General features: G+C 55.2%; 25 protein-coding genes. 20 read left to right on the forward strand and 5 right to left on the reverse strand.

The annotated features are described in order from the left end of the window. Positions 1 to 54: 54 nt before the first annotated feature. The 6 genes from ACI2J2_RS06400 (at position 55) to rsxC (ending at position 7,719) form a co-directional block, all read left to right on the forward strand. On the forward strand, positions 55 to 1,728 hold the full coding sequence (locus ACI2J2_RS06400; protein WP_209633103.1) for a ribulokinase: 1,674 nt from the start codon (positions 55 to 57) through the stop codon (positions 1,726 to 1,728). 145 nt (positions 1,729 to 1,873) lie between these two features. Then, positions 1,874 to 3,379, forward strand: coding sequence for an L-arabinose isomerase (araA, locus tag ACI2J2_RS06405; RefSeq protein ID WP_209633101.1), 1,506 nt, complete (start codon positions 1,874 to 1,876; stop codon positions 3,377 to 3,379). Positions 3,380 to 3,647: 268 nt separating this feature from the next. Continuing rightward, the gene (locus ACI2J2_RS06410) at positions 3,648 to 4,088 is read left to right on the forward strand and encodes a DUF2569 domain-containing protein (RefSeq protein ID WP_037414760.1); all 441 of its coding nucleotides are present in this window, start codon (positions 3,648 to 3,650) and stop codon (positions 4,086 to 4,088) included. A 145-nt stretch (positions 4,089 to 4,233) separates the two neighbouring features. Continuing rightward, positions 4,234 to 4,815 carry an electron transport complex subunit RsxA gene (gene rsxA, locus ACI2J2_RS06415; protein ID WP_004938443.1) on the forward strand — a complete coding sequence of 194 codons (582 nt, stop codon included), beginning with the start codon at positions 4,234 to 4,236 and terminating at the stop codon, positions 4,813 to 4,815. After that, positions 4,815 to 5,387 (forward strand): electron transport complex subunit RsxB, encoded by a 573-nt coding sequence (gene rsxB / locus ACI2J2_RS06420; protein ID WP_209633099.1) that lies wholly within the window; start codon positions 4,815 to 4,817, stop codon positions 5,385 to 5,387. Before rsxA ends, rsxB begins: the two co-directional genes overlap by 1 nt. Then, positions 5,380 to 7,719: an electron transport complex subunit RsxC gene (gene rsxC / locus ACI2J2_RS06425; protein ID WP_404759697.1), complete on the forward strand. Its 2,340-nt coding sequence runs from the start codon at positions 5,380 to 5,382 to the stop codon at positions 7,717 to 7,719. The genes rsxB and rsxC overlap by 8 nt, the downstream gene beginning before the upstream one ends. Positions 7,720 to 7,839: 120 nt before the next feature. On the opposite strand, the gene ACI2J2_RS06430 is transcribed toward rsxC, so the two are convergent. After that, positions 7,840 to 8,733, reverse strand: a complete 894-nt coding sequence (locus ACI2J2_RS06430) for a helix-turn-helix domain-containing protein (RefSeq protein ID WP_404759698.1) — start codon at positions 8,731 to 8,733, stop codon at positions 7,840 to 7,842. A 381-nt stretch (positions 8,734 to 9,114) separates the two neighbouring features. Here ACI2J2_RS06430 and rsxD point away from each other — a divergent pair, with 381 nt between their 5' ends. The 5 genes from rsxD (at position 9,115) to dtpA (ending at position 14,303) form a co-directional block, all read left to right on the forward strand. Beyond that, positions 9,115 to 10,200 carry an electron transport complex subunit RsxD gene (gene rsxD / locus ACI2J2_RS06435; protein WP_265556123.1) on the forward strand — a complete coding sequence of 362 codons (1,086 nt, stop codon included), beginning with the start codon at positions 9,115 to 9,117 and terminating at the stop codon, positions 10,198 to 10,200. Between the two features lie 9 nt (positions 10,201 to 10,209). Beyond that, positions 10,210 to 10,839 carry an electron transport complex subunit RsxG gene (rsxG, locus tag ACI2J2_RS06440; protein ID WP_209633090.1) on the forward strand — a complete coding sequence of 210 codons (630 nt, stop codon included), beginning with the start codon at positions 10,210 to 10,212 and terminating at the stop codon, positions 10,837 to 10,839. After that, a complete protein-coding gene (locus ACI2J2_RS06445; protein ID WP_209633088.1) occupies positions 10,836 to 11,534 on the forward strand; it encodes an electron transport complex subunit E in 699 nt (232 codons plus the stop codon). Before rsxG ends, ACI2J2_RS06445 begins: the two co-directional genes overlap by 4 nt. After that, positions 11,534 to 12,175 carry an endonuclease III gene (gene nth / locus ACI2J2_RS06450; RefSeq protein ID WP_209633087.1) on the forward strand — a complete coding sequence of 214 codons (642 nt, stop codon included), beginning with the start codon at positions 11,534 to 11,536 and terminating at the stop codon, positions 12,173 to 12,175. Before ACI2J2_RS06445 ends, nth begins: the two co-directional genes overlap by 1 nt. Positions 12,176 to 12,782: 607 nt before the next feature. Continuing rightward, positions 12,783 to 14,303 (forward strand): dipeptide/tripeptide permease DtpA, encoded by a 1,521-nt coding sequence (dtpA, locus tag ACI2J2_RS06455; RefSeq protein ID WP_209633086.1) that lies wholly within the window; start codon positions 12,783 to 12,785, stop codon positions 14,301 to 14,303. An 81-nt stretch (positions 14,304 to 14,384) separates the two neighbouring features. On the opposite strand, the gene ACI2J2_RS06460 is transcribed toward dtpA, so the two are convergent. Continuing rightward, positions 14,385 to 16,475: a prolyl oligopeptidase family protein gene (locus ACI2J2_RS06460; RefSeq protein ID WP_404759699.1), complete on the reverse strand. Its 2,091-nt coding sequence runs from the start codon at positions 16,473 to 16,475 to the stop codon at positions 14,385 to 14,387. 159 nt (positions 16,476 to 16,634) lie between these two features. After that, positions 16,635 to 17,198 carry a helix-turn-helix domain-containing protein gene (locus ACI2J2_RS06465; RefSeq protein ID WP_404759700.1) on the reverse strand — a complete coding sequence of 188 codons (564 nt, stop codon included), beginning with the start codon at positions 17,196 to 17,198 and terminating at the stop codon, positions 16,635 to 16,637. A 113-nt stretch (positions 17,199 to 17,311) separates the two neighbouring features. Here ACI2J2_RS06465 and ACI2J2_RS06470 point away from each other — a divergent pair, with 113 nt between their 5' ends. From ACI2J2_RS06470 to ACI2J2_RS06485, 4 genes are all read left to right on the forward strand, one after another. Then, positions 17,312 to 18,505, forward strand: a complete 1,194-nt coding sequence (locus ACI2J2_RS06470) for a benzoate/H(+) symporter BenE family transporter (protein WP_404759701.1) — start codon at positions 17,312 to 17,314, stop codon at positions 18,503 to 18,505. A 120-nt stretch (positions 18,506 to 18,625) separates the two neighbouring features. After that, complete coding sequence (locus tag ACI2J2_RS06475) at positions 18,626 to 19,114, forward strand: MEKHLA domain-containing protein (RefSeq protein ID WP_404759702.1); 489 nt, start codon at positions 18,626 to 18,628, stop codon at positions 19,112 to 19,114. Then, on the forward strand, positions 19,101 to 19,766 hold the full coding sequence (locus tag ACI2J2_RS06480) for an O-methyltransferase (protein ID WP_404759703.1): 666 nt from the start codon (positions 19,101 to 19,103) through the stop codon (positions 19,764 to 19,766). The genes ACI2J2_RS06475 and ACI2J2_RS06480 overlap by 14 nt, the downstream gene beginning before the upstream one ends. A 23-nt stretch (positions 19,767 to 19,789) precedes the next feature. Then, positions 19,790 to 20,293 (forward strand): cupin domain-containing protein, encoded by a 504-nt coding sequence (locus ACI2J2_RS06485; RefSeq protein ID WP_209633080.1) that lies wholly within the window; start codon positions 19,790 to 19,792, stop codon positions 20,291 to 20,293. On the opposite strand, the gene ACI2J2_RS06490 is transcribed toward ACI2J2_RS06485, so the two are convergent. Then, positions 20,258 to 21,112: an aminoglycoside phosphotransferase family protein gene (locus tag ACI2J2_RS06490; RefSeq protein WP_209633079.1), complete on the reverse strand. Its 855-nt coding sequence runs from the start codon at positions 21,110 to 21,112 to the stop codon at positions 20,258 to 20,260. The genes ACI2J2_RS06485 and ACI2J2_RS06490 overlap by 36 nt on opposite strands. Before the next feature lie 143 nt (positions 21,113 to 21,255). Between ACI2J2_RS06490 and ACI2J2_RS06495 the strand changes: the two genes are divergently transcribed. Together ACI2J2_RS06495 and ACI2J2_RS06500 are read left to right on the forward strand one after the other, a co-directional pair. After that, positions 21,256 to 21,633, forward strand: a complete 378-nt coding sequence (locus ACI2J2_RS06495) for a RidA family protein (protein ID WP_404759704.1) — start codon at positions 21,256 to 21,258, stop codon at positions 21,631 to 21,633. 216 nt (positions 21,634 to 21,849) lie between these two features. Continuing rightward, positions 21,850 to 22,119 carry a hypothetical protein gene (locus ACI2J2_RS06500; RefSeq protein WP_209633077.1) on the forward strand — a complete coding sequence of 90 codons (270 nt, stop codon included), beginning with the start codon at positions 21,850 to 21,852 and terminating at the stop codon, positions 22,117 to 22,119. On the opposite strand, the gene ACI2J2_RS06505 is transcribed toward ACI2J2_RS06500, so the two are convergent. Next, positions 22,116 to 22,511 carry a nuclear transport factor 2 family protein gene (locus ACI2J2_RS06505; RefSeq protein ID WP_404759705.1) on the reverse strand — a complete coding sequence of 132 codons (396 nt, stop codon included), beginning with the start codon at positions 22,509 to 22,511 and terminating at the stop codon, positions 22,116 to 22,118. The genes ACI2J2_RS06500 and ACI2J2_RS06505 overlap by 4 nt on opposite strands. A 234-nt stretch (positions 22,512 to 22,745) precedes the next feature. Here ACI2J2_RS06505 and ACI2J2_RS06510 point away from each other — a divergent pair, with 234 nt between their 5' ends. From ACI2J2_RS06510 to dapA, 3 genes are all read left to right on the forward strand, one after another. Then, a complete protein-coding gene (locus ACI2J2_RS06510) occupies positions 22,746 to 23,408 on the forward strand; it encodes an HD domain-containing protein (RefSeq protein ID WP_209633075.1) in 663 nt (220 codons plus the stop codon). Positions 23,409 to 23,513: 105 nt separating this feature from the next. Continuing rightward, positions 23,514 to 23,780, forward strand: a complete 267-nt coding sequence (gene yjbD, locus ACI2J2_RS06515; RefSeq protein WP_209633074.1) for a DUF3811 domain-containing protein — start codon at positions 23,514 to 23,516, stop codon at positions 23,778 to 23,780. Between the two features lie 372 nt (positions 23,781 to 24,152). Continuing rightward, positions 24,153 to 25,037, forward strand: coding sequence for a 4-hydroxy-tetrahydrodipicolinate synthase (dapA, locus tag ACI2J2_RS06520; protein ID WP_209633073.1), 885 nt, complete (start codon positions 24,153 to 24,155; stop codon positions 25,035 to 25,037). The last annotated feature ends 43 nt before the right edge of the window (positions 25,038 to 25,080 follow it).

Consider the following 25,080-nt stretch of genomic DNA (forward strand, 5'->3'; position numbering starts at 1 on the left):
ACCGCTTCGGCTCCTATGGTTGTCACAGCGTGTTAACACATCAGGAGTCACATCATGACGGCAGGTGCTATTGCCCTGGGATTGGATTTCGGTAGCGATTCGGTACGGGTTTTGGCGGTTGACTGCCAGGACGGTGCGGAGCTGGATACCGAGGTGGTTTATTATCCCCGCTGGCAACGCGGTGAATTCTGCAATGCGGCGGAGAACCGTTTCCGCCATCACCCACTCGACTATATTGAAACCCTGGAACAGGCCATTGTCGGTCTGGTACAACGTATGACCCCGCAGCAACGGTTGCAGGTGATTGGCATTGGCGTTGACTCAACAGGCTCCACGCCGGCGCCGATAGACGAGCAAGGCCAGGTATTGGCGCTGCGGCCAGAATTTGCCGACAACCCAAACGCCATGTTTGTCCTGTGGAAAGATCACACCGCCCTCGAAGAAGCCGACGCCATCAATCGGCTATGCCGCAGCGGTGAATTCCCCGACTATTCCCGCTATATCGGCGGCGTCTACTCGGCCGAATGGTTCTGGGCCAAGATCCTGCATGTCACGCGCCAAGACGCGGAGGTTCGCCGGGCGGCCGCTTCCTGGGTGGAACTGTGCGATTGGGTACCGGCGCTTTTGTCCGGCACCACTGCCCCACATCAGCTAAAACGCGGGCGTTGCAGCGTGGGCCACAAGACATTGTGGCACCCCGACTGGGGCGGTCTGCCACCAAAAGCCTTTTTTGCTGCCCTCGACCCCATGTTGGTTGAGCACTTACCTTGGCCACTGTTTGAAGATTGTTACACCGCCGACCTGCCGGTGGGTACCTTGAGCCCTGAATGGGCCACACGCCTCGGATTACCGACGACAGTGGTCTTGTCCGGTGGTGCCTTTGACTGTCATATGGGTGCCGTCGGTGCGGGTGCCCAGCCTTATACCTTGGTAAAAGTGATTGGCACCTCTACCTGCGACATCTTGATCGCCGATCGCAAACGGGCAGACGGGCGTGCCATTCAAGGCATTTGTGGCCAGGTCGATGGCAGCGTGGTGCCGGGGTTGATCGGCATGGAGGCCGGACAATCAGCCTTTGGCGATATGTATGCGTGGTTCAGCCGTTTGCTCAGTTGGCCGCTGCGTGAAGCCGCAAAAAATCACCCTCAATTGCGGCCACAGCTGCAAGACATTGAAACGGGGTTACTGGCGGCACTGACCGACGCTTGGGCCAAGGCTCCTTCACTGGACCATCTGCCGGTGGTGCTGGACTGGTTTAACGGCCGTCGCACCCCTTACGCTAACCAGCGGTTGAAAGGTGTGATAGCCGATCTCAATCTCGGTACCGATGCGCCGACCCTGTTTGGCGGGTTTATTGCCGCCACCGCCTTTGGCGCCCGCGCCATTATGGAGTGCTTTGAACAGCAGGAGATCCCAGTCGATAACGTGCTGGCCTTGGGCGGTATTGCGCGTAAATCCACGGCGATCATGCAGGTCTGCGCCGACGTAATGAACCGGCCGCTGCACATTGTTGCCTCCGATCAGTGCTGCGCGTTGGGCGCGGCGATCTTCGCCGCCGTGGCCGCGGGCCGTTTTGGCAGTGTGCCCGACGCCCAACGCCAAATGGCCTGTGACATCGAACGCACCTTACAGCCAGACGCACAGCGTGTCGCTCGCTACCAACAACTTTATCAGCGTTATCAGCAATGGTGCCAGGCCGCCGAGCCACGCTACGCCCAAGATACGTGACGCGGCCCCCCGTTGGCTTCCTGCGCATCCCCGGTCACCTCACCGGGAATGCGCTTAGATACCGACGCAACGCCAACTATTACGGGTATCCGTCCCAACCCGCGGTTCAGCAAATCAGTCCCAATACACAATTCAGGAGTTTTTAATGGACGCATTTAAACAGCGCGAAGTCTGGTTCGCCATCGGCAGCCAACACCTTTATGGCCCGCAAACGTTGCAACAGGTCAGAACTCACGCCGAGCAGGTGGTTGATAGCCTTAACCGCGAAGCCGGGTTGCCGGTAAAACTGGTGCTGAAACCGTTGGTCACCACACCGGATGAAATCACCGCTCTGTGCCGTGACGCCAACTATCAGCCACAGTGCATCGGCATTCTGACCTGGCTTCACACTTTCTCACCGGCAAAAATGTGGATCGCAGGATTATCCATCCTCCACAAGCCCCTGCTGCAGTTCCATACCCAGTTCAACGCCCAGGTCCCTTGGGACAGCATGGATATGGACTTTATGAACCTTAACCAAACGGCTCACGGCGGCCGTGAATTTGGTTTCATTGGCGCCCGTATGCGTCAACAGCACAGCGTGATTGCCGGCCACTGGCAGGATCCCGAGGCACACCGACGCATCAGCCAATGGATGCGCGCAGCCGCAGCCAAACAGGCCAGCCAGCAGCTGAAAGTGGCTCGCTTTGGTGACAACATGCGTGAAGTGGCGGTGACAGAGGGCGACAAGGTCGGCGCCCAGATCCAGTTTGGCTACTCGGTCAATGCCTATGGTATCGGCGATTTGGTCAGCGTCATCAATGAAGTCAGCCGTGGCGATGTGGATGCGCTGATTGAAGAGTATGAAGCCAGCTATGTGTTAAGTGACGTTGCGAAGATCAACGGGGCAAAGCGAGAGAACCTGATCGATGCCGCGCGGATCGAACTGGGCATGAAGCGATTCCTTGAACAGGGCAACTTCCAGGCTTTCACCACCAATTTTGAAGACCTGCATGGCATGAAACAGCTGCCGGGGCTGGCGGTGCAGCGCCTAATGCAACAAGGTTACGGCTTTGGCGGCGAAGGCGATTGGAAAACTGCGGCCTTGCTGCGCATTCTCAAGGTCATGGCCAGCGGATTAAACGGTGGCACGTCGTTTATGGAGGATTACACCTACCACTTCCAACCCGGTAACGATTTAGTGGTCGGCTCACACATGCTGGAGGTCTGTCCGTCGATCGCCAAAGAACACAAACCGCTGCTGGATATCCACCCTCTCGGAATCGGCGGCAAGGCCGACCCGGCGCGGCTGATTTTCTCCACCCCGGCCGGCCCTGCCGTTAACGCGAGCCTGATTGACCTGGGCGATCGCTTCCGTTTGCTGGTCAATCAGGTGGACACGGTGGAACAGCCGCATCCACTGCCAAAACTGCCGGTGGCACGTGCCATTTGGCGGGCTCAACCCACGCTGGCCACTGCCGCTGAAGCCTGGATCCTGGCGGGGGGAGCACACCATACCGTATTCTCACAGGCGCTGGATGCCGAACTGTTACAGCTGTATGCCGAAATGCATAACATCGAGTTTTTGTTAATCGATCAGGCAACCACCCTTCCGGCATTCAAAAATGCGCTGCGCTGGAACGACGCCTACTACCAACTTAACCGCCGTTAATCGTCCCGCTACCGGCAGCAAAACAGTCTGCCGGTAGCCAAACGCTCCCTGACATCTATACCCCAAATAATTGAAATTGCATCGCGGCGGCAACTCAGCGCATCCCCCGGAGCCAACAAGCAGTATGTGACCGGGGTAAGCGCAGGAAGCCAACAAAGAGGCAGCTTCCAGTATGCAGGGTATAACGTGATATTGATGACTAAGCCCGCATTACCCGCTAAGCTATGCGGCTGTCTCATTGAATCATGTCTTACCCAGGAAGCCGTTTATGTCTCAAGCTGAATACACCCGTATCGGCGGTTGGTTGCTGGCCCCAATGGCCTATCTGATCGTCACCCTGCTTAGTGCCAGCCTGATGCTGCTCCTGTATGCCATGGCCATTTTCATGCCGGAATCGCGCGAATACCTGCTGACCAACGCCCAGGCCTTTAGCATGCAGTGGTATTTTTCGGTGCTGACGACGCTGGCGATGTGGTGCTTTACCCTGTGGCTGCTTTGGTTGTTCTGCCACCGATCACTGCGGTTCCCCAAACTCTTCCTCTTGTGGCTGTTGATCACCGTGTTGCTGGCGGTGAAAGCCTTTGCCTTTGCGCCGGTACCGGATGAGTTGGCTGTGCGCAGTTTGGGTTGGCCATTGTTAATGGCGGCGCTGCTGGTGCCTTATATGAAGCGTTCACAACGGGTCAAAGGTACCTTTACCGAGCGCTAGCCTCGGCTGTGGCACGTTTTGTGCGAGTAATTGTGTAAATATTCGCCAAAAATGGGCAAAAAGGGCAATAACCCTGCTATCCCTATGTTGTGGTCAGGCCGCCAATTCCCGATAATAGGCGGCTTTTATTTTTTTAGGCATCGCAATGACCGAATACCTGCTCCTGTTTGTCGGCACCGTACTGGTGAATAACTTCGTCCTGGTGAAGTTTCTTGGCCTGTGCCCGTTCCTCGGCGTTTCCAAAAAGCTGGAAAGCGCCATTGGTATGGGGATGGCTACCACGTTTGTTATGACGCTGGCCTCCGTCAGCGCCTGGGTGATCAACACCTTTATCCTGGTTCCGTTGGATCTGGTGTATCTGCGCACGCTGTCATTTATTCTGGTGATCGCCGTCGTGGTGCAATTTACCGAGATGGTTGTGCGCAAAACCAGCCCGGCACTGTATCGCCTGCTGGGCATTTTCCTGCCGTTGATCACCACCAATTGCGCGGTACTGGGCGTTGCGCTGCTTAACGTCAACCTCGGCTACAATTTCCTGCAGTCTGCGGTCTATGGCTTCAGCGCCGCCGCAGGTTTCTCACTGGTGATGGTATTGTTCGCTGCGATCCGTGAACGCTTGGCTGTCGCCGACGTACCGGCCCCTTTCCGCGGTTCGTCCATCGCGCTGATCACCGCCGGGCTGATGTCACTGGCCTTTATGGGCTTTACCGGGCTGGTGAAATTCTAATGACCGCGTTATGGATTGCGATTGCGGCATTGAGCGCCCTCGGCCTGTTGTTTGGCCTGGTGCTGGGCTTTGCCGCACGCCGTTTTGAAGTAGAAGAAGACCCCGTGGCCGAGCAGGTCGATGAGATCCTGCCCCAGAGTCAGTGTGGCCAATGCGGTTACCCCGGTTGCCGCCCTTATGCCGAAGCCGTGGCTAACGGTGAGATGATCAACAAATGCGCGCCGGGTGGCGAGCAAGTGATGCTGAAATTAGCCGAGCTGCTCAACGTCGAACCACAGCCGCTGGGTAGCGAAGCCGCTGTCGAGCCTGTGCGTCAGATCGCCTATATCGACGAAGCCAATTGTATCGGCTGCACCAAGTGTATTCAGGCTTGCCCGGTGGACGCCATCGTCGGTGCCACCCGCGCCATGCATACCGTCATTACCGATCTTTGTACCGGCTGCGACCTGTGTGTTGCGCCGTGCCCTACCGATTGTATTGAAATGAGACCGGTCGCCACCACTACCGCCAACTGGAAGTGGGATATGAAGACGATCCCGGTGCAAGTGATTCACGTGGAGCAACATGCTTAATTTGTTCGCCGCCTTCAAAAAAGACCGGATTTGGGATTTCGACGGCGGGATCCATCCACCGGAAATGAAGACGCTGTCCAGCGGAGTGCCGCTGCGTGTCGCTCCACTGCCTGACACCTTTGTTATCCCGCTGCAACAACATCTGGGGCCGGAAGGTGAGCTGTGCGTCAAAACGGGCGATCGGGTACTTAAAGGCCAACCGCTGACCGTCGGCCGTGGCCGTACTGTCCCCGTGCACGCCCCCACCTCCGGTACCGTTAGCGCCATCAAACCGCATATCACGGCTCACCCATCAGGGTTGGCAGAGCTGTGCGTGATCATTGAGCCTGACGGCGAAGACCGCTGGTGCGAGCGCACGCCGGTGGCGGATTACCGCCAACTGGCAACGAACGAACTGATCCAACGTATTCATCAGGCCGGCATCGCCGGGCTGGGCGGTGCCGGTTTCCCGACCGCCAGCAAGCTGCAAGGGGGGATGAACGGGGTGGAAACCCTGATCCTGAATGCCGCAGAATGTGAACCTTATATCACTGCCGATGATCGTCTGATGCAGGAACATGCCGATCAAATTATCGAAGGCACGCAAATCCTGCGTCACCTGCTGCAACCCAAGGTCACCCTGATCGGTATCGAGGACAATAAACCCGAAGCGATCGACGCGTTAAAACATGCGTTACGTGACCAGCCCGGCATTGCCCTGCGCGTGATCCCGACCAAGTACCCTTCCGGTGGCGCCAAGCAGCTCACCAAGATCCTGACAGGCAAAGAAGTGCCGCACGGCAAGCACTCCTCCGCGATTGGCGTGCTCATGCAAAACGTCGGCACCGCCTTTGCGATCAAACGCGCCATTGTCGACGGTGAGCCCCTGATCGAGCGCGTGGTGACCCTGACCGGCGAAGCCCTGAGCCAACCGGGCAACCTGTGGGCACGCATTGGTACGCCAGTGCAACACCTGCTGAAGTTTGCCGGTTTTCAGCCCCAGCCCCAGCAAATGGTGGTGATGGGCGGCCCGCTAATGGGCTTTACCCTCCCCGCGCTTAACGTGCCGATCGTGAAGATCAGCAACTGTATTCTGGCACCGTCTGTCAGTGAAATGGCGCCACAGGAACCCGAACAATCCTGCATTCGCTGCGGCTTGTGCGTTGACGCTTGCCCGGCAGGTCTGTTACCGCAACAGCTTTACTGGTTCAGCCGCGGCGAAGAACACGAAAAAGCCCGCAATCATAATCTGTTCGACTGCATTGAATGTGGTGCCTGTGCGTTTGTTTGCCCAAGCAATATTCCGCTGGTGCAGTACTACCGCCAGGAAAAGGCCGAGATCAAAGCCATCGATCAGGAAGCGGCACGCACGGCGGAAGCCAAGGCACGTTATGAAGCCAAGCTGGCGCGTCTCGAACGTGAAAAACTGGCACGCGAAGAGCGCCACAAGAAAGCGGCGGTCAAATTAACCGATGGCGATCAGGATGCCGTTCAGGCTGCCCTGGCACGGGTTCGCAGTAAGAATGCTGCACCGGCGACGGGCACTATTCGCGGTGACGCGCCGGACAACAGCGAGATGATTGCTGCCCGCGAGGCTCGCAAGGCGCAGGCTCGCGAACGCCGCGCCCAGCAGGAAATAATCCCTACGCCGAGTGCCGCCGCAGAAGGCGATGATCCGCGCAAGGCGGCAGTGGCTGCGGCATTAGCGCGAGTCAAAGCCAAGAAGGCCGCCCAGCAGGCGGACCCGGTTGAAGCACCGGCCGAGCCCGTTGCCACAGTGACAGAGGAGGATCCGCGCAAGGCGGCAGTTGCGGCGGCCATCGCACGTGCCAAAGCCAAAAAAGCCGCGCAGCAGGCAGCCCCGGTTGACACACCGGCCGAGCCCGCTGCCACTGTGACAGAAGAGGATCCGCGCAAGGCGGCGGTTGCGGCGGCCATCGCCCGTGCCAAAGCCAAAAAAGCCGCGCAGCAGGCAGCCCCGATTGACGCACCGGCCGAGCCCGTTGCCACTGTGACAGAAGAGGATCCGCGCAAGGCGGCGGTTGCGGCGGCCATCGCCCGTGCCAAAGCTAAAAAAGCCGCGCAGCAAGCAGCCCCGATTGACACACCGGCCGAACCCGCCGCCACAGTGACAGAAGAGGATCCGCGCAAGGCAGCGGTTGCGGCGGCCATCGCCCGTGCCAAAGCCAAGAAAGCCGCGCAGCAGGCAGCCCCGGTTGACACACCGGCCGAACCCGCTGCCACAGTGACAGAAGAGGACCCGCGCAAGGCGGCGGTTGCGGCGGCCATCGCACGCGTCAAAGCTAAAAAGGCCGCGCAGAGTCTGACCACGGCAGAAATGGATAAAGAGTGACGAAATGAGGCGCCTTGCAGTATCCAGGGCGCCTCAATGCCTTATTATACGTCAGTGTCGCTGGCGACCATGATGAGGCTAGCTGAACCCAATTGACGGCTCCGCTTACAGGGGCGCCCTCTAGTCGATAGAAATCAGATAGGTGTAATCAACGTCGATCTGACGCATTTTCGAATCCTGATTCCATTCTTTGGTTTGAATAATTTCCATTTCAATGCTGCCTTTCACCTCATGCCGGAGTCCTGGCATCACATGGGTGCTCAGATAGGCAAAGAACTGTGAACACTCTTTCGCGGTGCCCAAATGATTGATGGAGATATACTCACGCCCGGCAATAGGGATATTATCAATATGATAACCTGACAAAATGTCTTTTTTATTCTCAGGATCCACCGCCATGATGTGCATCGCGGAACATTCGCTGCCCCCTCGATTACGGACAGAGTGAATACTGTAAACACGGTGGCAATCGACATTAAGCCCGCGGAAGAAATCGGTAAAGATTTCATCTTTCATCGCCATACAAGACGAATGTTCGATCTCCGTCTCTCCGACAAAATCCAACTGACGTGAGTAGCCAACCAATTGCATATCCGGCAGGGTCAGGCGCTTGACCTCTGGGTAGTAGTCAGCCGCAAAGTTGGCATCAAAACTAAAGCGCGGCATCAGGTTCTTCACATCCCACCGCTCCATCGAACGGTAACGGTTAGGCGTGGTGTCGAAACGCTGTTTGAACATCCGAGTGAAGGTTTGCTGGGAATCGAAACCCAGTTCGTCTGAAATATCGATAATAGAACGATGAGTAATACGTAACGCTACCGCGGCGCGCGTCAGAATGCGTGAGCGAATATAGGTGGCAAGTTGAATACCGGTGATACGTTTGAACTTACGTTGCAGGTGCCACTTGGAATAGCCGGAAATGCGCGCGACTTCGTCCAGGTTTGGCCGTTTCTCCAGATGTATCTCAACCCACTCAATTAACTCTTCAATAAAAAATACATCTTCATTAGTCATTAATATACATTCACTAACTTAATAATACTCGGGATAATAACCCACATAGATTATGCAAAAGTTGTTATTTTGTGCGAAAAACGGGGCCTAATCCCCCCGATTAATCCAGTGGATATTGCCTGTCGCCGGTCAGTGATGACGACTATTTCACGATTGCTGCACCAAGCTATCCCGGTTTTATCACCAAGAAAAATCCAATCGCGCCATTTGCCTGCCAACCCCAGGCACACGCGCAGTGCTAAAAGCTTAATAGCCCTACAATTAAGACGTATTACCCTTGCAGTGATTCAGGTAGAATGCAGCGCTATAATTTTCCCTGCGCCTCCGTTGAGAGGCGCGTTGAACTTGCCAATATACGGTAAAGATAGGTGTAGTTATTCTATGAAGTTCAGGCCGGTACAACCCGCAACCACCAAAGGCTTGCACATCGCCAGCTCTCCTTTCACCCACAACCAGCAAAGCACCCGCCGTATTATGCTGTGGGTGATGTTGGCCTGTATTCCCGGTATTGCGGCGCAGGTGGTTTTTTTTGGCTATGGCACCCTGGTGCAAACCGCTCTGGCAATGATCGTCGCGCTGTTGGCGGAAGGCGCCATTCTCGCCTTGCGTAAATTGCCGGTACGCACCCGGCTGGCGGATAACTCTGCCCTGCTAACCGCCCTGCTACTGGGGATCAGTTTGCCACCGTTAGCACCCTGGTGGATGATTGTGATCGGTACCTTCTTCGCCATTGTCATTGCTAAACAGCTGTATGGCGGCCTTGGACAAAATCCGTTCAACCCGGCAATGGTGGGTTATGTCGTCTTGCTGATCGCTTTCCCGGTACAGATGACCAGCTGGCTGCCGCCGGATGAGCTACGTGCGACCGCACTGTCATTCCAGGATACGCTGTTGGCTATTTTCAGCGGCCATACTGCACAAGGTGCCACCATCCATGAATTGCAAATGGGCATTGATGGCATCAGCCAGGCGACGCCATTGGACGGATTCAAAACCGGCCTGCGCAGCGGCCATAGTGTCGAACAGGTCTTGCAGCAGCCGCTTTTCGGTGGTGCGCTAGCCGGCATCGGTTGGCAATGGGTCAACCTCGGTTTTCTGGCCGGTGGCCTGTTTATGTTGGCCCGCCGCCTGATTCACTGGCAGATCCCGTTCAGCATGCTGGCAGCCATCGCGGTGTGTTCCGGTCTGGCCTGGTGGCTTGATCCGGCGCAGCAAGCTTCACCCCTGATTCATCTGTTCTCCGGTGCCAGCATGTTGGGTGCATTCTTTATTGCCACCGACCCAGTCAGCGCGTCTACTACGCCGAGAGGCCGCCTTATTTATGGCGCGTTGGTTGGCGTTCTGGTGTGGCTTATCCGCGTTTACGGGGGTTATCCCGACGGCGTCGCCTTTGCCGTACTGCTGGCCAACATTACCGTACCGCTTATCGACCATTACACGCAGCCCCGCGTGTATGGCCATCGCTAAGGAGCCATGATGCTTAATTCAATGAGAAAGCATGGCACCACGCTGGCGGTGTTTGCCGCAGTGACCACCGGCCTGACCGCTGTGGTGCATAGTCTGACGCAGAAAACCATCGCCCACCAGGCAGCCTTGCAGCAAAAGGCGCTGCTTGACCAGGTGGTTCCGCCTGAACACTACGACAACAACATGCAAACCGAGTGTTTCCTGATCAGCGATCCGGCACTGGGTAATGGTGCCCCACATCGATTGTACCTGGCGCGCAAAAACGGTCAGCCCACCGCGGCCGCGGTAGAAACCACCGCGCCGGACGGCTATTCCGGCGCGATTCAGCTGCTGGTCGGGGCTGATTTCAGCGGCACCGTGCTGGGCACTCGCGTGGTCGAACACCATGAAACCCCAGGACTGGGCGATAAAATTGAATTACGTATCTCGAATTGGATCTCGTTCTTCAGCGGCAAAAAAATTGAAGGCCCAGACGATAAACGCTGGGCGGTGAAGAAGGACGGCGGTATGTTCGATCAATTCACCGGTGCCACCATCACCCCACGCGCAGTGGTCAACGCCGTTCGCCGCACGGCATTGTATATGGAAACGCTGCCGCCTAAACTTGATAGCTTACCTGCCTGTGGAGCCAGCGAATGAGTGAAGCCAAAGATCTGATTGTCCAAGGGTTGTGGAAAAACAACTCCGCCCTGGTGCAATTGCTGGGGATGTGCCCACTGTTGGCCGTGACCTCCACCGTGACCAATGCCCTTGGGCTTGGGCTGGCAACCACCCTGGTATTGACGCTGACCAACGGATCCATTTCAGCCGTGCGCCGCTGGGTGCCAAATGAAGTGCGTATCCCGATTTACGTAATGATCATTGCCGCAGCCGTGAGCATCGTACAAATGCTGATCAACGCCTATGCCTTCGGCCTGTATCAGTCGTTGGGGATCTTTATTCCGTTGATCGTCACCAACTGTATCGTGGTCGGCCGTGCTGAAGCGGTAGCCTCTAAAAAACCGATTGGCCTATCCGCGCTGGATGGTTTGGCGATTGGCCTGGGCGCTACCGGTGTGATGGTTACTCTGGGTGCCATGCGTGAACTCCTGGGCAACGGTACCCTGTTCGACGGCGCCGATATGCTGTTGGGGAGCTGGGCCAAAGTATTGCGCATTGAAGTCGTTCACTTCGACAGCCCTTTCCTGCTGGCTATGCTGCCACCCGGTGCCTTCATCGGGTTGGGATTGTTGCTGGCCGTAAAATACCTGATTGATGAACGGATGAAAGCACGCACGGCGAAAGCGTTAACCACCGAAGCGGTGCTGGGACAAGGACAGGCAGAGAAAGCATAATGAACAAGCAGAAACGGCTGGAAATTCTTACCCGGCTGCGCGACAACAACCCGCAGCCGACCACCGAACTGGTGTACACCACGCCGTTTGAACTGTTGATCTCCGTGCTACTTTCCGCACAGGCTACCGATGTCAGCGTTAATAAAGCGACCGCCAAGCTTTATCCGGTCGCCAATACGCCGGCGGCGATGCTGGCATTAGGCGTTGACGGCGTTAAAAACTATATCAAGACCATCGGCCTGTTTAACAGCAAGGCTGAGAACGTGATCAAAACCTGTCGCATGCTGCTGGAGCTGCACAACGGTGAAGTGCCGGAAGATCGCGCCGCGTTAGAGGCCCTGCCCGGCGTTGGCCGAAAAACGGCTAACGTGGTGCTTAATACGGCCTTTGGCTGGCCAACCATTGCCGTAGATACCCATATCTTCCGCGTCTGCAACCGCACGCATTTTGCGCCAGGCAAGAATGTGGATCTGGTTGAAGAGAAGCTATTAAAGGTCGTGCCCGCAGAATTTAAGGTTGATTGTCATCACTGGCTGATTCTGCACGGCCGCTACACCTGCATTGCACGTAAACCGCGCTGCGGTTCCTGCATCATTGAAGATCTCTGTGAGTTTAAAGAGAAGGTTTATCCCGACGCCTGATCCTGTTGGGCGCCAACATTGCGCCCGTCCCTCATCCCCCCGATACCATCGAGCTATTTTTTATCAGAAATGTGATATCAAACAGCAGTAACCTTGGTCTTATCGAGGATTTCAGTGGAAAACGCACTTCCCGCTTATTTTCAAGCGAAAAATTAGTCAAAAATTGCGGCAAACCTCACGTTTTAAAGATCACATTACCGTCACAAGCGCCAGCCCTGTTTTCCTAAATTTCTATAATTTTACAAAACCCACCATATGCACAACAATCCAATGGATTAATCACCCCACCCGTTGATATGAACCATAAAAATACAATTCAGCAGAATATATCACTGTTTAAATTCCGTATAGCTTTTAATCAAAACAAAAACTCGGCAAAGCAAATAAAGTCGAAAGTTAATGCTGCATAACATTTGCAACATGGTTGTTTCACTTCGCGAACGTTATATGTAACAGGATATGACAAACAGCTTGCCTCGCTGACAAAGATAGTGAACATTAACCGCCGTCATCCCATCCTATAACAACGCAGAAGGATGCAGTCCTGCATCACCTTTTGCAATTTCTCGTCTCTCTGGGACGGGGCAGTGAAAAATCAGAGGTACCAGTGTCAACAGCAAACAACAACAGCAAACACCCTGAAAGCGTCAGTTTGAACGCGTTCAAACAGCCTAAGGCGTTTTATCTGATCTTCTCGATCGAGCTTTGGGAACGTTTTGGTTATTACGGCCTGCAAGGCATCATGGCGGTTTACCTGGTCAAAATGCTTGGCCTGAGTGAAGCCGACTCCATTACCCTGTTCTCCTCCTTCAGTGCACTGGTCTATGGCTTTGTCGCCATCGGCGGCTGGCTTGGGGATAAAGTGCTGGGCTCCAAACGCGTAATCGTGTTGGGTGCACTGGTGCTGGCTATCGGCTACGCCATGGTGGCTTACTCTGGCCACGACATCTTCTGGGTCTATCTGGGTATGGCGACTATCGCCGTGGGCAGTGGCCTGTTCAAGGCTAACCCATCCTCCTTGCTGTCAACCTGCTATGAGAAAGACGACCCGCGTCTCGATGGCGCTTTCACCATGTACTATATGTCGGTGAACATCGGTTCCTTCTTCTCTATGCTGGCAACGCCATGGCTGGCAGCCAAATATGGCTGGAGCGTGGCGTTCTCTCTGAGCGTAGTGGGTATGTTGATCACCCTGGTCAACTTTATGATGTGCAATAAATGGGTAAAAAATCAGGGTTCCAAGCCTGACTTTAAACCGCTGCAGGTGAAAAAACTGCTGATGGTATTGGTTGGCGTAGTCGCGCTGGTCGCTATTTCCAGTTGGCTGCTGCACAACCAGATTATTGCACGCTGGGCACTGGCTATCGTTTCCATCGGTATCGTCATTGTGTTCGCCAAAGAAACTTTTGCGCTGCACGGTGCCGCACGCCGCAAGATGATCGTCGCCTTCCTGCTCATGCTGGAAGCGGTGGTGTTCTTCGTGTTGTACAGCCAGATGCCAACCTCGCTGAATTTCTTCGCCATCCATAATGTTGAGCACAACATCCTGGGCATTGCCTTTGAACCTGAACAGTATCAGGCGCTGAACCCGTTCTGGATCATGCTGGCCAGCCCAATTTTGGCGGCGCTGTATAACAAGATGGGCGACCGTCTGCCAATGCCGCACAAGTTCGCTTTCGGTATGATCCTGTGCTCCGGTGCCTTCCTGGTGCTGCCTTGGGGCGCCAGCTTCGCCAACGAACAGGGTATCGTTTCGGTTAACTGGCTGATCCTGAGCTATGCACTGCAGAGCATCGGTGAGCTGATGATCTCCGGCCTGGGCCTTGCAATGGTCGCTCAGTTGGTTCCACAGCGCCTGATGGGCTTTATCATGGGCTCCTGGTTCCTGACCACCGCCGCTGCTGCGCTGATTGCCGGTAAAGTCGCAGGTCTGACCGCTGTGCCAAGCGACGTCAACGACGCCCACGCGTCACTGGCTATCTACAGCCACGTGTTTATGCAAATTGGTATTGCTACCGCCGTGATCGCCATCCTGATGATGCTGACGGCGCCGAAGCTGTATCGCATGACGCTGGACACCGCAGAAGATACCAACAAGAAAGCGCAGGCTGCCGCTGCAGCCAATTAATCGCTGACGACGGTTTCCAATCGTAAAAAAGCCGGGGCAATAATTTGCACCGGCTTTTTTTTATACCGCGTCGTTGGTGATTCAGACCGAAGATTTGCCGCTCAGATTAGTCCACATGAACTCGCTGACCAATGCCCCATGAAACGCGGATTGTTTTTTATCCGCCGCCGCACTGTGCCCACCTTCGGTATTTTCATAGAAGTAGACCTGCTGGTAGCCCATCTTCTGCATGCGTGCCGCCATCTTACGCGCATGGGATGGGTTAACCCGGTCGTCACTGGTGGCGGTGTAAAACAACACCGGCGGGTAGGCCACATCAGCCTTAATGTTGTGGTAAGGCGAGAATGTTTTGATATAGGCCCACTCTTCAGGTTTGCTTGGGTCGCCGTATTCAGCAATCCATGATGCACCCGCAGACAGCTGGGTATAGCGTTGCATATCCAGCAGCGGCACTTCGCAGACAATACACCCGAACAACTGCGGGTAAAGTGTCAGCATATTGCCCACCAGTAACCCACCATTGCTGCCGCCACGGGCACCCAGGTGCTGTGACGATGTCACTTTCCGCGCAATCAAATCCTGTGCCACGGCGGCAAAATCTTCGTAAGCACGGTGGCGGTTTTGTTTTAGCGCCGCCTGATGCCAGGCGGGGCCATATTCGCCCCCGCCGCGGATATTCGCCACCACATACACGCCGCCGCGCTCAAGCCAGGTCGGCGCCTTGGCCCCCAGGTAGCCCGGTAATAACGACACTTCAAATCCGCCATAGCCGTACAGCAACGTTGGGTTGCTGCCGTCTAATTTGATGCCCTTGGCGGCTATCTGGAAATACGGCACCTGCGTCCCGTCTTTAGAGGCAGTGAAATGCTGGCTGACCTGATAGCCGCTGGCATCAAAGTCTTGTGGCCCCTGCTTGAGCAGTTCTGCCTCAGCGCCATCAAGATTACCCAGATACAGTGAGGTTGGCTGCAGGAAACCGCTGATGGTCAGGAAATAGTCATTGGTTTCATCATCAATACCGCCGGCTGAAATGGTGCTGATCGTACCAGGCTTACCCAACGGCTTGCGTTGCCAGGTGGTGCCCTGCGGCGTCAGCACTTCCAGTCGGTTGACCACGTTGTCCATGATACTGAGGATCAAATGATCGCGCGTGGCGCTGTAACCACTCAGCGCAGCCTGAGCCGTCGGGGTGAATAATGCCGTCAGCTCACGCTTGCCCGCTAAATAATCATCGAAATGCGCCGCCAGCAGTGAACCGGAGGGATAACGCACACCGCCAACGTCCCAGTCACTGCTCGGTTTAATCAACAACCATTCGCGATGTGTGCTGAACTCGGCGTCAGCCGGAATATCAATTTTGACCTGTTGATCTTGCGCGGTCAGCAGATAGGTTTCACGACGGTAAAAATCCAGGCTACGGCCCACGTAGTTCCGTTCAAACCCCGGCGTGTGGTCGTGATAGGCAAACACCGCCATGTCCTGCGGTTGCGCTTCATACAGCGTTTGGGCGGCACTCAAGGGTGTACCGCGCTGCCAGCGCTTGGCAATGCGCGCATAGCCGGATTGGGTCATCGATCCTGGGCCAAAATCGGTGGCGACAAACAGCGTGTCTTTATCAATCCACGACGCCTGGCTTTTCGCCACAGGCAAGACAAAGCCATCTTTCACAAACTGCTTGCTGACCAGATCAAACTCGCGAATTTCGGTGGCGTCACCCCCGTCCGGTGACAGTTCCACCAGGCAATAACGGTATTCTGGTGCCAGTGATTGTGAACCGTGGAACACCCAGTCTTTGCCCTCGGCCTTGCCCAGTGCGTCGATATCCAATACCGTTTCCCAGGCGGGTTTTTCTTTGCGGTACTCCTGAAGCGTGGTCCGTCGCCATAATCCCCGTGGATTGGTTTGATCCTGCCAAAAGTTGTAATAGTAATTCCCGCGCTTGGCGACCCACGGAATTTGACTGTCTTTGTTCAGAATGTCCAACACCTGCTTTTCCACCTGCTGGAACGCTGCGCTTTGCGCAAAGCGTGCAGTGGTACGCTGGTTTTCCTGCTTGATCCACGCCTGCGCGGCCTTGCCCTGCAACGCTTCCAGCCACAGGAATTCATCGGTGGCATGAGCGCCCCCTTCTGCCGCCATCGCCAGGCGGATACTGTTGGGTAATGAAGTCATCGCAAATACGGCTCCTGCGGTTTGTACACTGAGTTTAATAAACTGGCGTCGATGAGTTACCGTCAAAATCAAGCTCCCTCTCTTGGATAAATAAGACTCATTTTCAATAAAGTAGGTCTTTGACAACGCTGAGTCAAAGCTTGTGCCCCAACCGTTGAGTCAAAATTTAGGATAGTGGATCAGATCGTGGATACGCACCGTCTGTTGGCTGGCATTGCGGTAAGCATGGGGGCGATCGGCCTGGAAGCGCATTGCCTCGCCCGTCGCCAGCGAATACCACTGCCCATCAACCGCCAACTCAAGTTCACCGCTGATGACAATCACATGCTCAATCACCCCCGGTTCATGCGCTGAAGACTCGCTGAGAGCCCCCGGGGCCAGATCGATAACAAACATATCAAAGCCCAGTTGACGATCGAACGGAAACAGCGGTACGACGCGCATATCGGCGCTGTTCTGATTAAACACCGGCGCGTCACCATAGCGGTGGAGCGTCGCCTGCTGTTGCAGCGGTGATATTTCCAAAAAAGCAGAAAATGCCACATTAAAGCCCGTGGCTATCTTCCACAGTGTCGCCACCGTCGGGCTGGATTCCCCGCGTTCTATCTGTCCCAGCATTGCCTTGCTGACACCGGTGTTTTCAGCTGCCTGTGCCAGGCTCCAGCCGCGTTGCATACGCAACGAACGGAGCGTCTGAGCCAGATGACTGGACAGTTCCTGCATGTTTTTCTCCCCTGAAATTCCGGTTGATTATAGCCACTTGTGCGCTATAACGCACGATGCTATGCTCATTTCTTCTCGTGCGCTATAACGCACAACTGCTGCTGGAGTGTGTTATGCGCCCTGCCATCTCTCTGCGTCACCTTTCTTTACCCACCGTTATGGCCGGGTTCGTAGCGGTATTGGTGGGCTACACCAGTTCCGCCGCCATTATCTTCCAGGCGGCCGCTGCCGCAGGGGCGACGCCGTTACAGATCGGCGGTTGGCTGAGCATGTTAGGCCTGGGGATGGGGATAACGTCTCTGGGGCTTTCACTGTATTACCGCACCCCCATTTTGACCGCCTGGTCGACTCCCGGTGCGGCACTGCTGGTAACCAGCCTGCCTGGTACTCCGATCAACGAAGCCATTGGCGTGTTTATCTTTGCATCAGGACTGATCCTGCTGTGCGGCGTCACTGGGTTGTTCGCCCGGCTCATGGATTATATTCCCCAGGCTATTTCAGCGGCGATGCTGGCAGGGATCCTCCTGCGCTTTGGACTCGACGCCTTCGCCTCATTACAGGTCAATTTCGTGCTCAGCGCGGGCATGGGATTGGTGTATTTGATCGCCCGCCGCTATTTGGCGCGTTATGCGATTGTGTTGACGCTGCTGGCCGGACTGGCGATTGCAGCGCTGCAAGGCAATATTCACCTTTCACAACAACCACTGACTTTCGCCGTACCGGAATTTATTGCACCGCATTTTACCTGGTCAACGTTATTAGGCATTGGCGTCCCGTTCTTCGTTGTCACCATGGCATCACAAAACGCCCCAGGCATTGCAACGCTGAAGGCAGCCGGCTACAACGTGCCCACGTCACCACTGATCAGCTGGACGGCGCTGGTCGCTCTGCTGTTAGCCCCCTTTGGCGGGTTTTCGGTGTGTATTGCCGCGATTACCGCCGCCATCTGCATGGGCCCGGATGTGCACGCTGATCCACAGCGTCGCTATATGGCTGCCGTGGCCGCAGGTGGGTTTTATCTGCTGGCCGGGGTATTCGGCGCTGTTATCAGCATGCTGTTCAGCGCATTACCTGCGGCACTCATCCATACCATTGCCGGGCTTGCACTGCTGGGCACTATCGCAGGCAGTTTGCAACGCGCCCTGCAAGATGAAAGACAGCGCGATGCCGCACTGATTGCCTTCCTGATCACCGCGTCCGGTGCGACATTACTCGGTGTGGGTTCTGCATTCTGGGGAATTATCGGGGGGGCTATCGCCCATATCATCCTCTCGTTACCTCAGCGTAAGCGCCTACCGGGAGGCTAAGCCAACAGGGCGACCTTCGCACATGGGTTAATGTGGCAATTTTTTTCCCCTTCGGTGATCTTCTGCTTAACTGAAAGTGGGAAAGCTCGTTGCCCATAATGGGCCGTTAAGGGAGCCGCCATGCCATCTTCCGTGCAAATTGATCTGATTCAGCAAATTGACGCCGCTTACCGCCATTGGACAGGCGATGGATTACCCGGCCCGCAGGCGGCCGCTGACGAGCGGCTCGCCTGGTTACATCAACAAGCGCCTTACAGCTTGTTGGCTCACGCGGACGGCGACGACCCGTTGTTTACCTATGCCAATCACTGTGCTCAGCACTGCTTTGGCTATTCCTTTGATGAATTTATCGCGCTGCCTTCACGACTGAGTGCTTCACCGGCGGATCGCGCGGAGCGTCAGCAATTGCTGGATAAAGTCACGCTGAAAGGGATTGCACAAGGATATTGTGGTCTACGCGTGGATAAATTTGGTGATGCCTTCACCATTTATGACTGCGCGGTGTGGCAAATACCCGGCGGCGGCCAAGGTGCCCTGTTCTGGCCGCAACCCAAACGCCGGCCGGGCTGGTATAGCCAACAACATCAGGTGAACCATGCAAGACAATAACCGCTGGGCGCAAGTGGACGCTTATCTCGTCGACAAACTGGTCGAACAGGATGACGCTCTGTTGCAGGCGCTGGCTGCCAACGGCGCAGCAGGATTACCCGACCACGACGTCGCGCCAAATCAGGGCAAATTGCTGCATCTGTTTGCCCTGATGGTGAATGCCAAGCGTATTCTGGAGATCGGGACCTTAGGCGGTTACAGCACCATTTGGTTGGCGCGTGCATTAGCACCGGGCGGCTTAGTGGTGTCGCTGGAGGCCGATCCACGCCATGCTGAGATAGCCAGACACAATATTGCCCGCGCAGGGCTGAGTGAATGTGTTGCGTTACGGGTCGGACCGGCTCTCAACAGCCTGCCGCAATTACAGCAAGAAGCCCCTTTCGATCTGATCTTTATTGATGCCGACAAACCCAATAATCCTGATTATTTACGATGGGCGCTGGCGTTGTCTCGCCCCGGAACGGTGATTATCGGCGATAACGTCGTACGTGACGGCGCAGTTACCGACTCAACAAGCCGTGACGAGCGGGTTCAGGGTGTACGGCGCTTTTTTGACATGATGGCCAATGAACCTCGTCTCAGCGCTACCGCATTGCAGACCGTAGGGAGTAAGGGATGGGATGGTTTTTCCATCGCCATAGTTAACTATTAGGTTACACCGTCACGAGAAAACTCATGAATGACCACGCCACGCTGTTAGCTCAGCGTCTGATCCGCAATATCGAACAGGTTGAAAAAACGCACGACCAGCGCCCACCACTTTATGACAGCGTCGGCGCCCGCTTGGCTACTGGCACCGCTGCCAGCAAGTTGGGCGCATCCATAGACATCGTGGCGCCGGGCATGCGCTCCTGCCCTTATCATTTTCACTATGCACAGGAAGAAATGTTCATTGTACTTGAGGGGACGGGCAGCTTACGGGTTGCGGGTGAACAACTGCCGATCAAAACCGGCGACGTTATTTTTATCCCGCCGGGGCCGGAATACCCGCATCAGATCATCAACACGTCAGATGCGCCGTTGAAATACCTTTCCATCAGCACCCGCGAACAACCCGAACTGGTGGAATATCCGGACTCGGGCAAATTTTTGGCGTCAGCCCTGCGTGAAGATGCTCAACCGGTGCGTTACATGCAACGCCCTTCAGCGTCGCTCGATTATTGGCAGGATGAACCCTGAGTCGCCTTCAGGTATCGCGAGTCCCAATGCTCGCGCGGCCTGCTCGGCTACACGGAAATCAATATCCGCCGCCTCGCCGTCCTCCATGAACCAGGCCGCGGACAATCCTGCCCAGGCGAGGATCCACTGCAACAGTCGCTGCCGTTCGAACCCCGCCAATTGGCAGACCTGTTCAACCCGGCGGGAAAAAATGTCAGGATCGGTCGCGACACCGTAATTAGGGTTGCAGAAGATATTGGCGTAGTCGAAGGCACGTTCGCCATAGAGACGTTTGGGATCGATCACCAACCAACCGCGGTCACCGAAGTCCAACACGTTGTCATGGTGGATATCACCGTGCAATACGCTCTGTTCGCGCGGGCTGGTCAGTAATTCAGCCGCCACGTTAGCGCTCAGGCGCAGCATGCCACCGTGAGCCTGAGCCGCTGGCCACAAAGAGCTAAACCACTGGTGTAGAGGGATAAGATCCGGCAATGGCTGCGAACGCGGTACATGCAGGCGGGCAACCACCTGACAAAGAATTGCCGTCGCCTGCTGATCGTCACCTTCACGGACCATCTGGGCCAGCGAACGCGTCCCTTGCGCGCGCTCTAACAAGATGCCATCGTCGTGCCGTGCGAGAACTTGCGCAGCGCCTTCGCCCTGCCACCAGCACATTAATAGCCCGCCGAATTTTTCTTCCTCTTCGCGTGCGATTTTCAACATCGCAGGAGCCCCTTGATAGCGCACCGGCATCAGCAGGCTGCTGTGGGTTTCAAAAGCCTGTCCGTCGGGCTGCAACTGCCAACGTTGCATATAGGGAATTAAGGCTTGATTCATTACCCTGAAATATCCTTCACAGTTATAAATGAATGTTAGTGATACTATTAGAAATCAATAGATCTCAGCGTACTTCCGATGTTCTTCGCTCTATCCTAACCAAGTTTGTTTATTTTTTTAATTAATCTCTCGGGGTTTTAATCATGACATCATTGAAGCGCATTAATTATCCGCACTTGCCGACACCTGGCGGCCCCTATGTCCATGCTGTGCGCCATGGAGATACATTGTATGTGTCCGGGCTGACGGCATTTGCCACTGAGGCTCAGGGGCAAGCAACGCAACAACAAGCACAGGCTATTTTGGAGCAGTTGGCGACCATCACCGCGGCGGAAGGTGCGAACCTAAAAGCGCTGATTAAAATAACGGTATTTTTAACCAATATCGGCGATCTGCAGACCCTTCGGCCCGTGCTGTTTGACTACTTTGATGGTGCGCTACCAGCCTGTTCACTGGTTGAGGTCAGCGCACTCTTCTCACCGCAGGTTAGCGTGGAGATCGAGGCCGTGGTGGCATTATGAGTTTGGGGCGCTACAACGCGCCCAAATTGAATAAACAATCCATTATGCTGCATAAATATACCAACGCGCATTACAAAAAATTCGCCAGTCAGTACGCAAGTTTTCAATGAGGGAGCTGCCGACAAGAAAAACAGGGCCGCGCATGCGTTAAGCTTTGCCGCTATCAGGAATATTCTGCTAATTTACCACTAAGAAATTTGTTACCGACGAGACGTTATGCAACAAAAGCCGGTTATGCACGAAGCCAGACAATTAAAGCGCCTCAACGCCGCCACGCGACGACAATCCCATATGTACAAATGGATTGCCTTTATCGCGGCGATGGACGCTGTGTTGGTGTTTTTTTATGACCGGGATATGCGCAACATCACCTTTTCAGGCGCCGTTGCGCTGGTATGCGGGTATTTGTGGATCCGCGATCGCAACAAGGCGCGCGGTTACCGGCGGGAGTACGATCGCAAATTTGGCAAGCACAGTGGCCATTAGCTCTGCATGGCCTCCAGCACTTTTGCACTGTCTACGATTTGCACAAATTTCACGATTTTCCCCGCACGTAGCTGATAAATATGCGCAAAGGATGCGGTGAAAGACTTACCGGTGGCGCCATAGGTACCATGATAGAACCCTTGGGCAATCACGTTATCACCTGCATCATAAAAATGGTCAACATCCGCGCGGTAACCCTGCCACTCCGTTCCTAAACGCTGATGAACATTTTTAAAGATCGCCTGTGGGCCAATATAGGTACCTGCATAGGGAAACCCTGCAGCTTCCGTCCATTCCGCGTCGGGCGCTAACGCCGCCAGCAGGTTGCGACCATTCTCTTCTGCACTGCCACCCTCATAAGTAGCGCGTACAATTTCAAGATTCGTTGGCATGACATTTCTCCGGTGGCGTGAGCGGGATATTCCGGCCATACCCCACGGACACAGGTTTACACCAAGCGGGGATGGCCGGAATAAGACCATTGTAGGTTGCTTATTCCGGTACAAAAACCGCAATTTCGGCAATAGTCTGTTGCAGTATAGTAAACAATTCTTTTACCGCATTGTCATAACCGGCTCATTGACGGCTGTTATAATCTGTTGCTTTCCGACAACAAGGAACACAACGTGCATTCTTCCCTGCCGCAAGCCCTACTGCAGCCTTTCTCGCCCTATCAGGAACTGGCGCAGGCATTGCTGCCACTGACGCTCGATTCCGATGATGGCTCGCATGATGTGGCCCATTTGCACCGGGTGTGGAAAAACACCTGTAAGATCAGTCAACATGAAGGCGGTGACCGCCGCATTCTGTGTGCTGCCGTCTTGCTGCATGACTGTGTGGCCGTGGAAAAGAATTCGCCCCAGCGGCACCTGGCCTCACGCATGGCGGCCGAAAAAGCCGGTTTACTGCTGACGCAGCTGGGTTGGGCCGCGCAAGACATCGCCAAAACCGCTCACGCTATTGAGGCTCACAGTTTTTCCGCCGCCATTACGCCAGAGACGCTTGAAGCAAAGATCATGCAAGACGCAGACCGTCTGGACGCCATCGGTATGGTTGGCGTCGCACGTTGCTTCTATATTGGTGGACGCATGCGCAGCGCACTGTACGATGCAGCCGATCCGCTGGCACACCATCGTCAGTATGACGATAAACGTTTTACACTGGACCACTTCGAAACCAAGCTGTTCAAACTCCAGGACGATTTCCAAACCGTCACCGGTAAAACAATGGCGCAAGAGCGCACCGAGCGCATGCGACGCTTCCTTAGCGACTTGCTGGACGAGGTGTGAACGGATAATTTCCCCTGCCCGGTCGTTCCGTTAAGCCAGCGGCATCTTCGGCTCGCTAATTGCTGTACACTGACTGTCATCTTCACTGACCAGGCTATGACGATAATGAAAAAATTGACGCTGAAAGACATGACGGAAAGCGAGCAACGTGAAGTTAAAACCGAGCTGGACAAGGCACGCAAAAGTCTCGGCCGCGCATTGACCAATGCCGAAAATAACAAGATCAAGGATGAAGTCGTGGCACGTATCACCGCCGCCCGTGCAAAAATTGAAAAAGCGACGCGTGCCGAGCGCAAAGCCAATCGCATTCAGCCCACTGGGGAAACCTATAGCTGGACAGCCTCAATGAACAGCACACGTCGCCCTCGCTAAGCCTCCGCCCCAAAACCCCGTATTGACGGGGTTTTACTCCCCCATTGTTGATTAGCCAAACTCATCAGCCCGTCTTAATCATGAATAACCGTGTTATCAAGCGGTTGTAAATTGACAGCATCATGCAGAATATTCATTATCACCGCATATCCACTTTTCATGAGACTGCTATGGCCAACCTCAACAACAATGACGCTCCTCAGATGCCGACATTGTGCCTTGCGGGTTTGCTCGCGGTTAATTCGAAGAAACAGACGCTCATTTGACTGGGGCGTAGGGTCCCGTCAGATGAGCTGACAGGGCGGTACGCAACTCGTCTCCTCTCTTGTTTTCTCATCTGGCTTCTTATTGCACGCATTGAAGGAAATTAATATGGCCTCATTCTCCGGTATTTGGGTTGCGCTGGTGACCCCATTCAATAACAGCGCCGTCGACCTGCCTGCGACTCAACGGCTGGCTCAACACCTGATCGCCTCTGGGGTCGATGGGTTGGTGGTCTGCGGTACTACCGGAGAAGCGGCGGCATTGAGCACCGACGAACAGCTGGCAGTGCTCGACGCGGTACTGGCCGTGACACCGGCTCATCAAGTGGTTATGGGGCTGTCCGGTAATAACATGCGTGACACACTGCAAATGCAGCAGGCGATCCAACTGCGCGACATTGCTGGTGTACTGATCCCCGCGCCCTATTACATTCGCCCGTCGCAATGTGGTCTGGTGGACTATTTCACCCAGCTTGCCGATGCCTCAAACGTGCCGGTAATCCTGTACAACATTCCGCAACGCACCGGCGTGGTGATCGAACTGGCCACCCTTCGCCAGATCGCACGCCATCCGCAGGTAAAAGCCATTAAGGACTGCGGCGGTAATCCGGACACCACCATGGCACTCATTAGCGATGGTGAGATCGACGTTCTGACAGGCGAAGATAATCTGATCCTCACCACGCTGTGCCTCGGCGGCACGGGCGCCATTTCCGCCTCAGCGCATATTCACCCGGAGCGCTTTGTGCAGCTGGTGCAACAGGTTGCCAACGGTGATCTGATCGCCGCACGCGCCAACTTCTACTCGCTGTTGCCGATGATCCACCAGATGTTCAGTTTCCCTAACCCCGCGCCGGTCAAGGCTGCACTGGCTCTGCAAGGGTTGATCCGCAATGAGTTGCGCTCGCCAATGCAAAGCGTGCCGCAGGCGTTGCAGCAGCAAATTGCCACTACCCTGGCACAGCTTGAACCCGAAGAAGCATTGATAAGTTAATTTTGTCGGTTAACCCGCTGTAATTTTGACGTTATGGAGCTAG

The organism is Serratia sp. NPDC087055, assembly GCF_044900985.1.
Lineage (GTDB): Bacteria > Pseudomonadota > Gammaproteobacteria > Enterobacterales > Enterobacteriaceae > Serratia.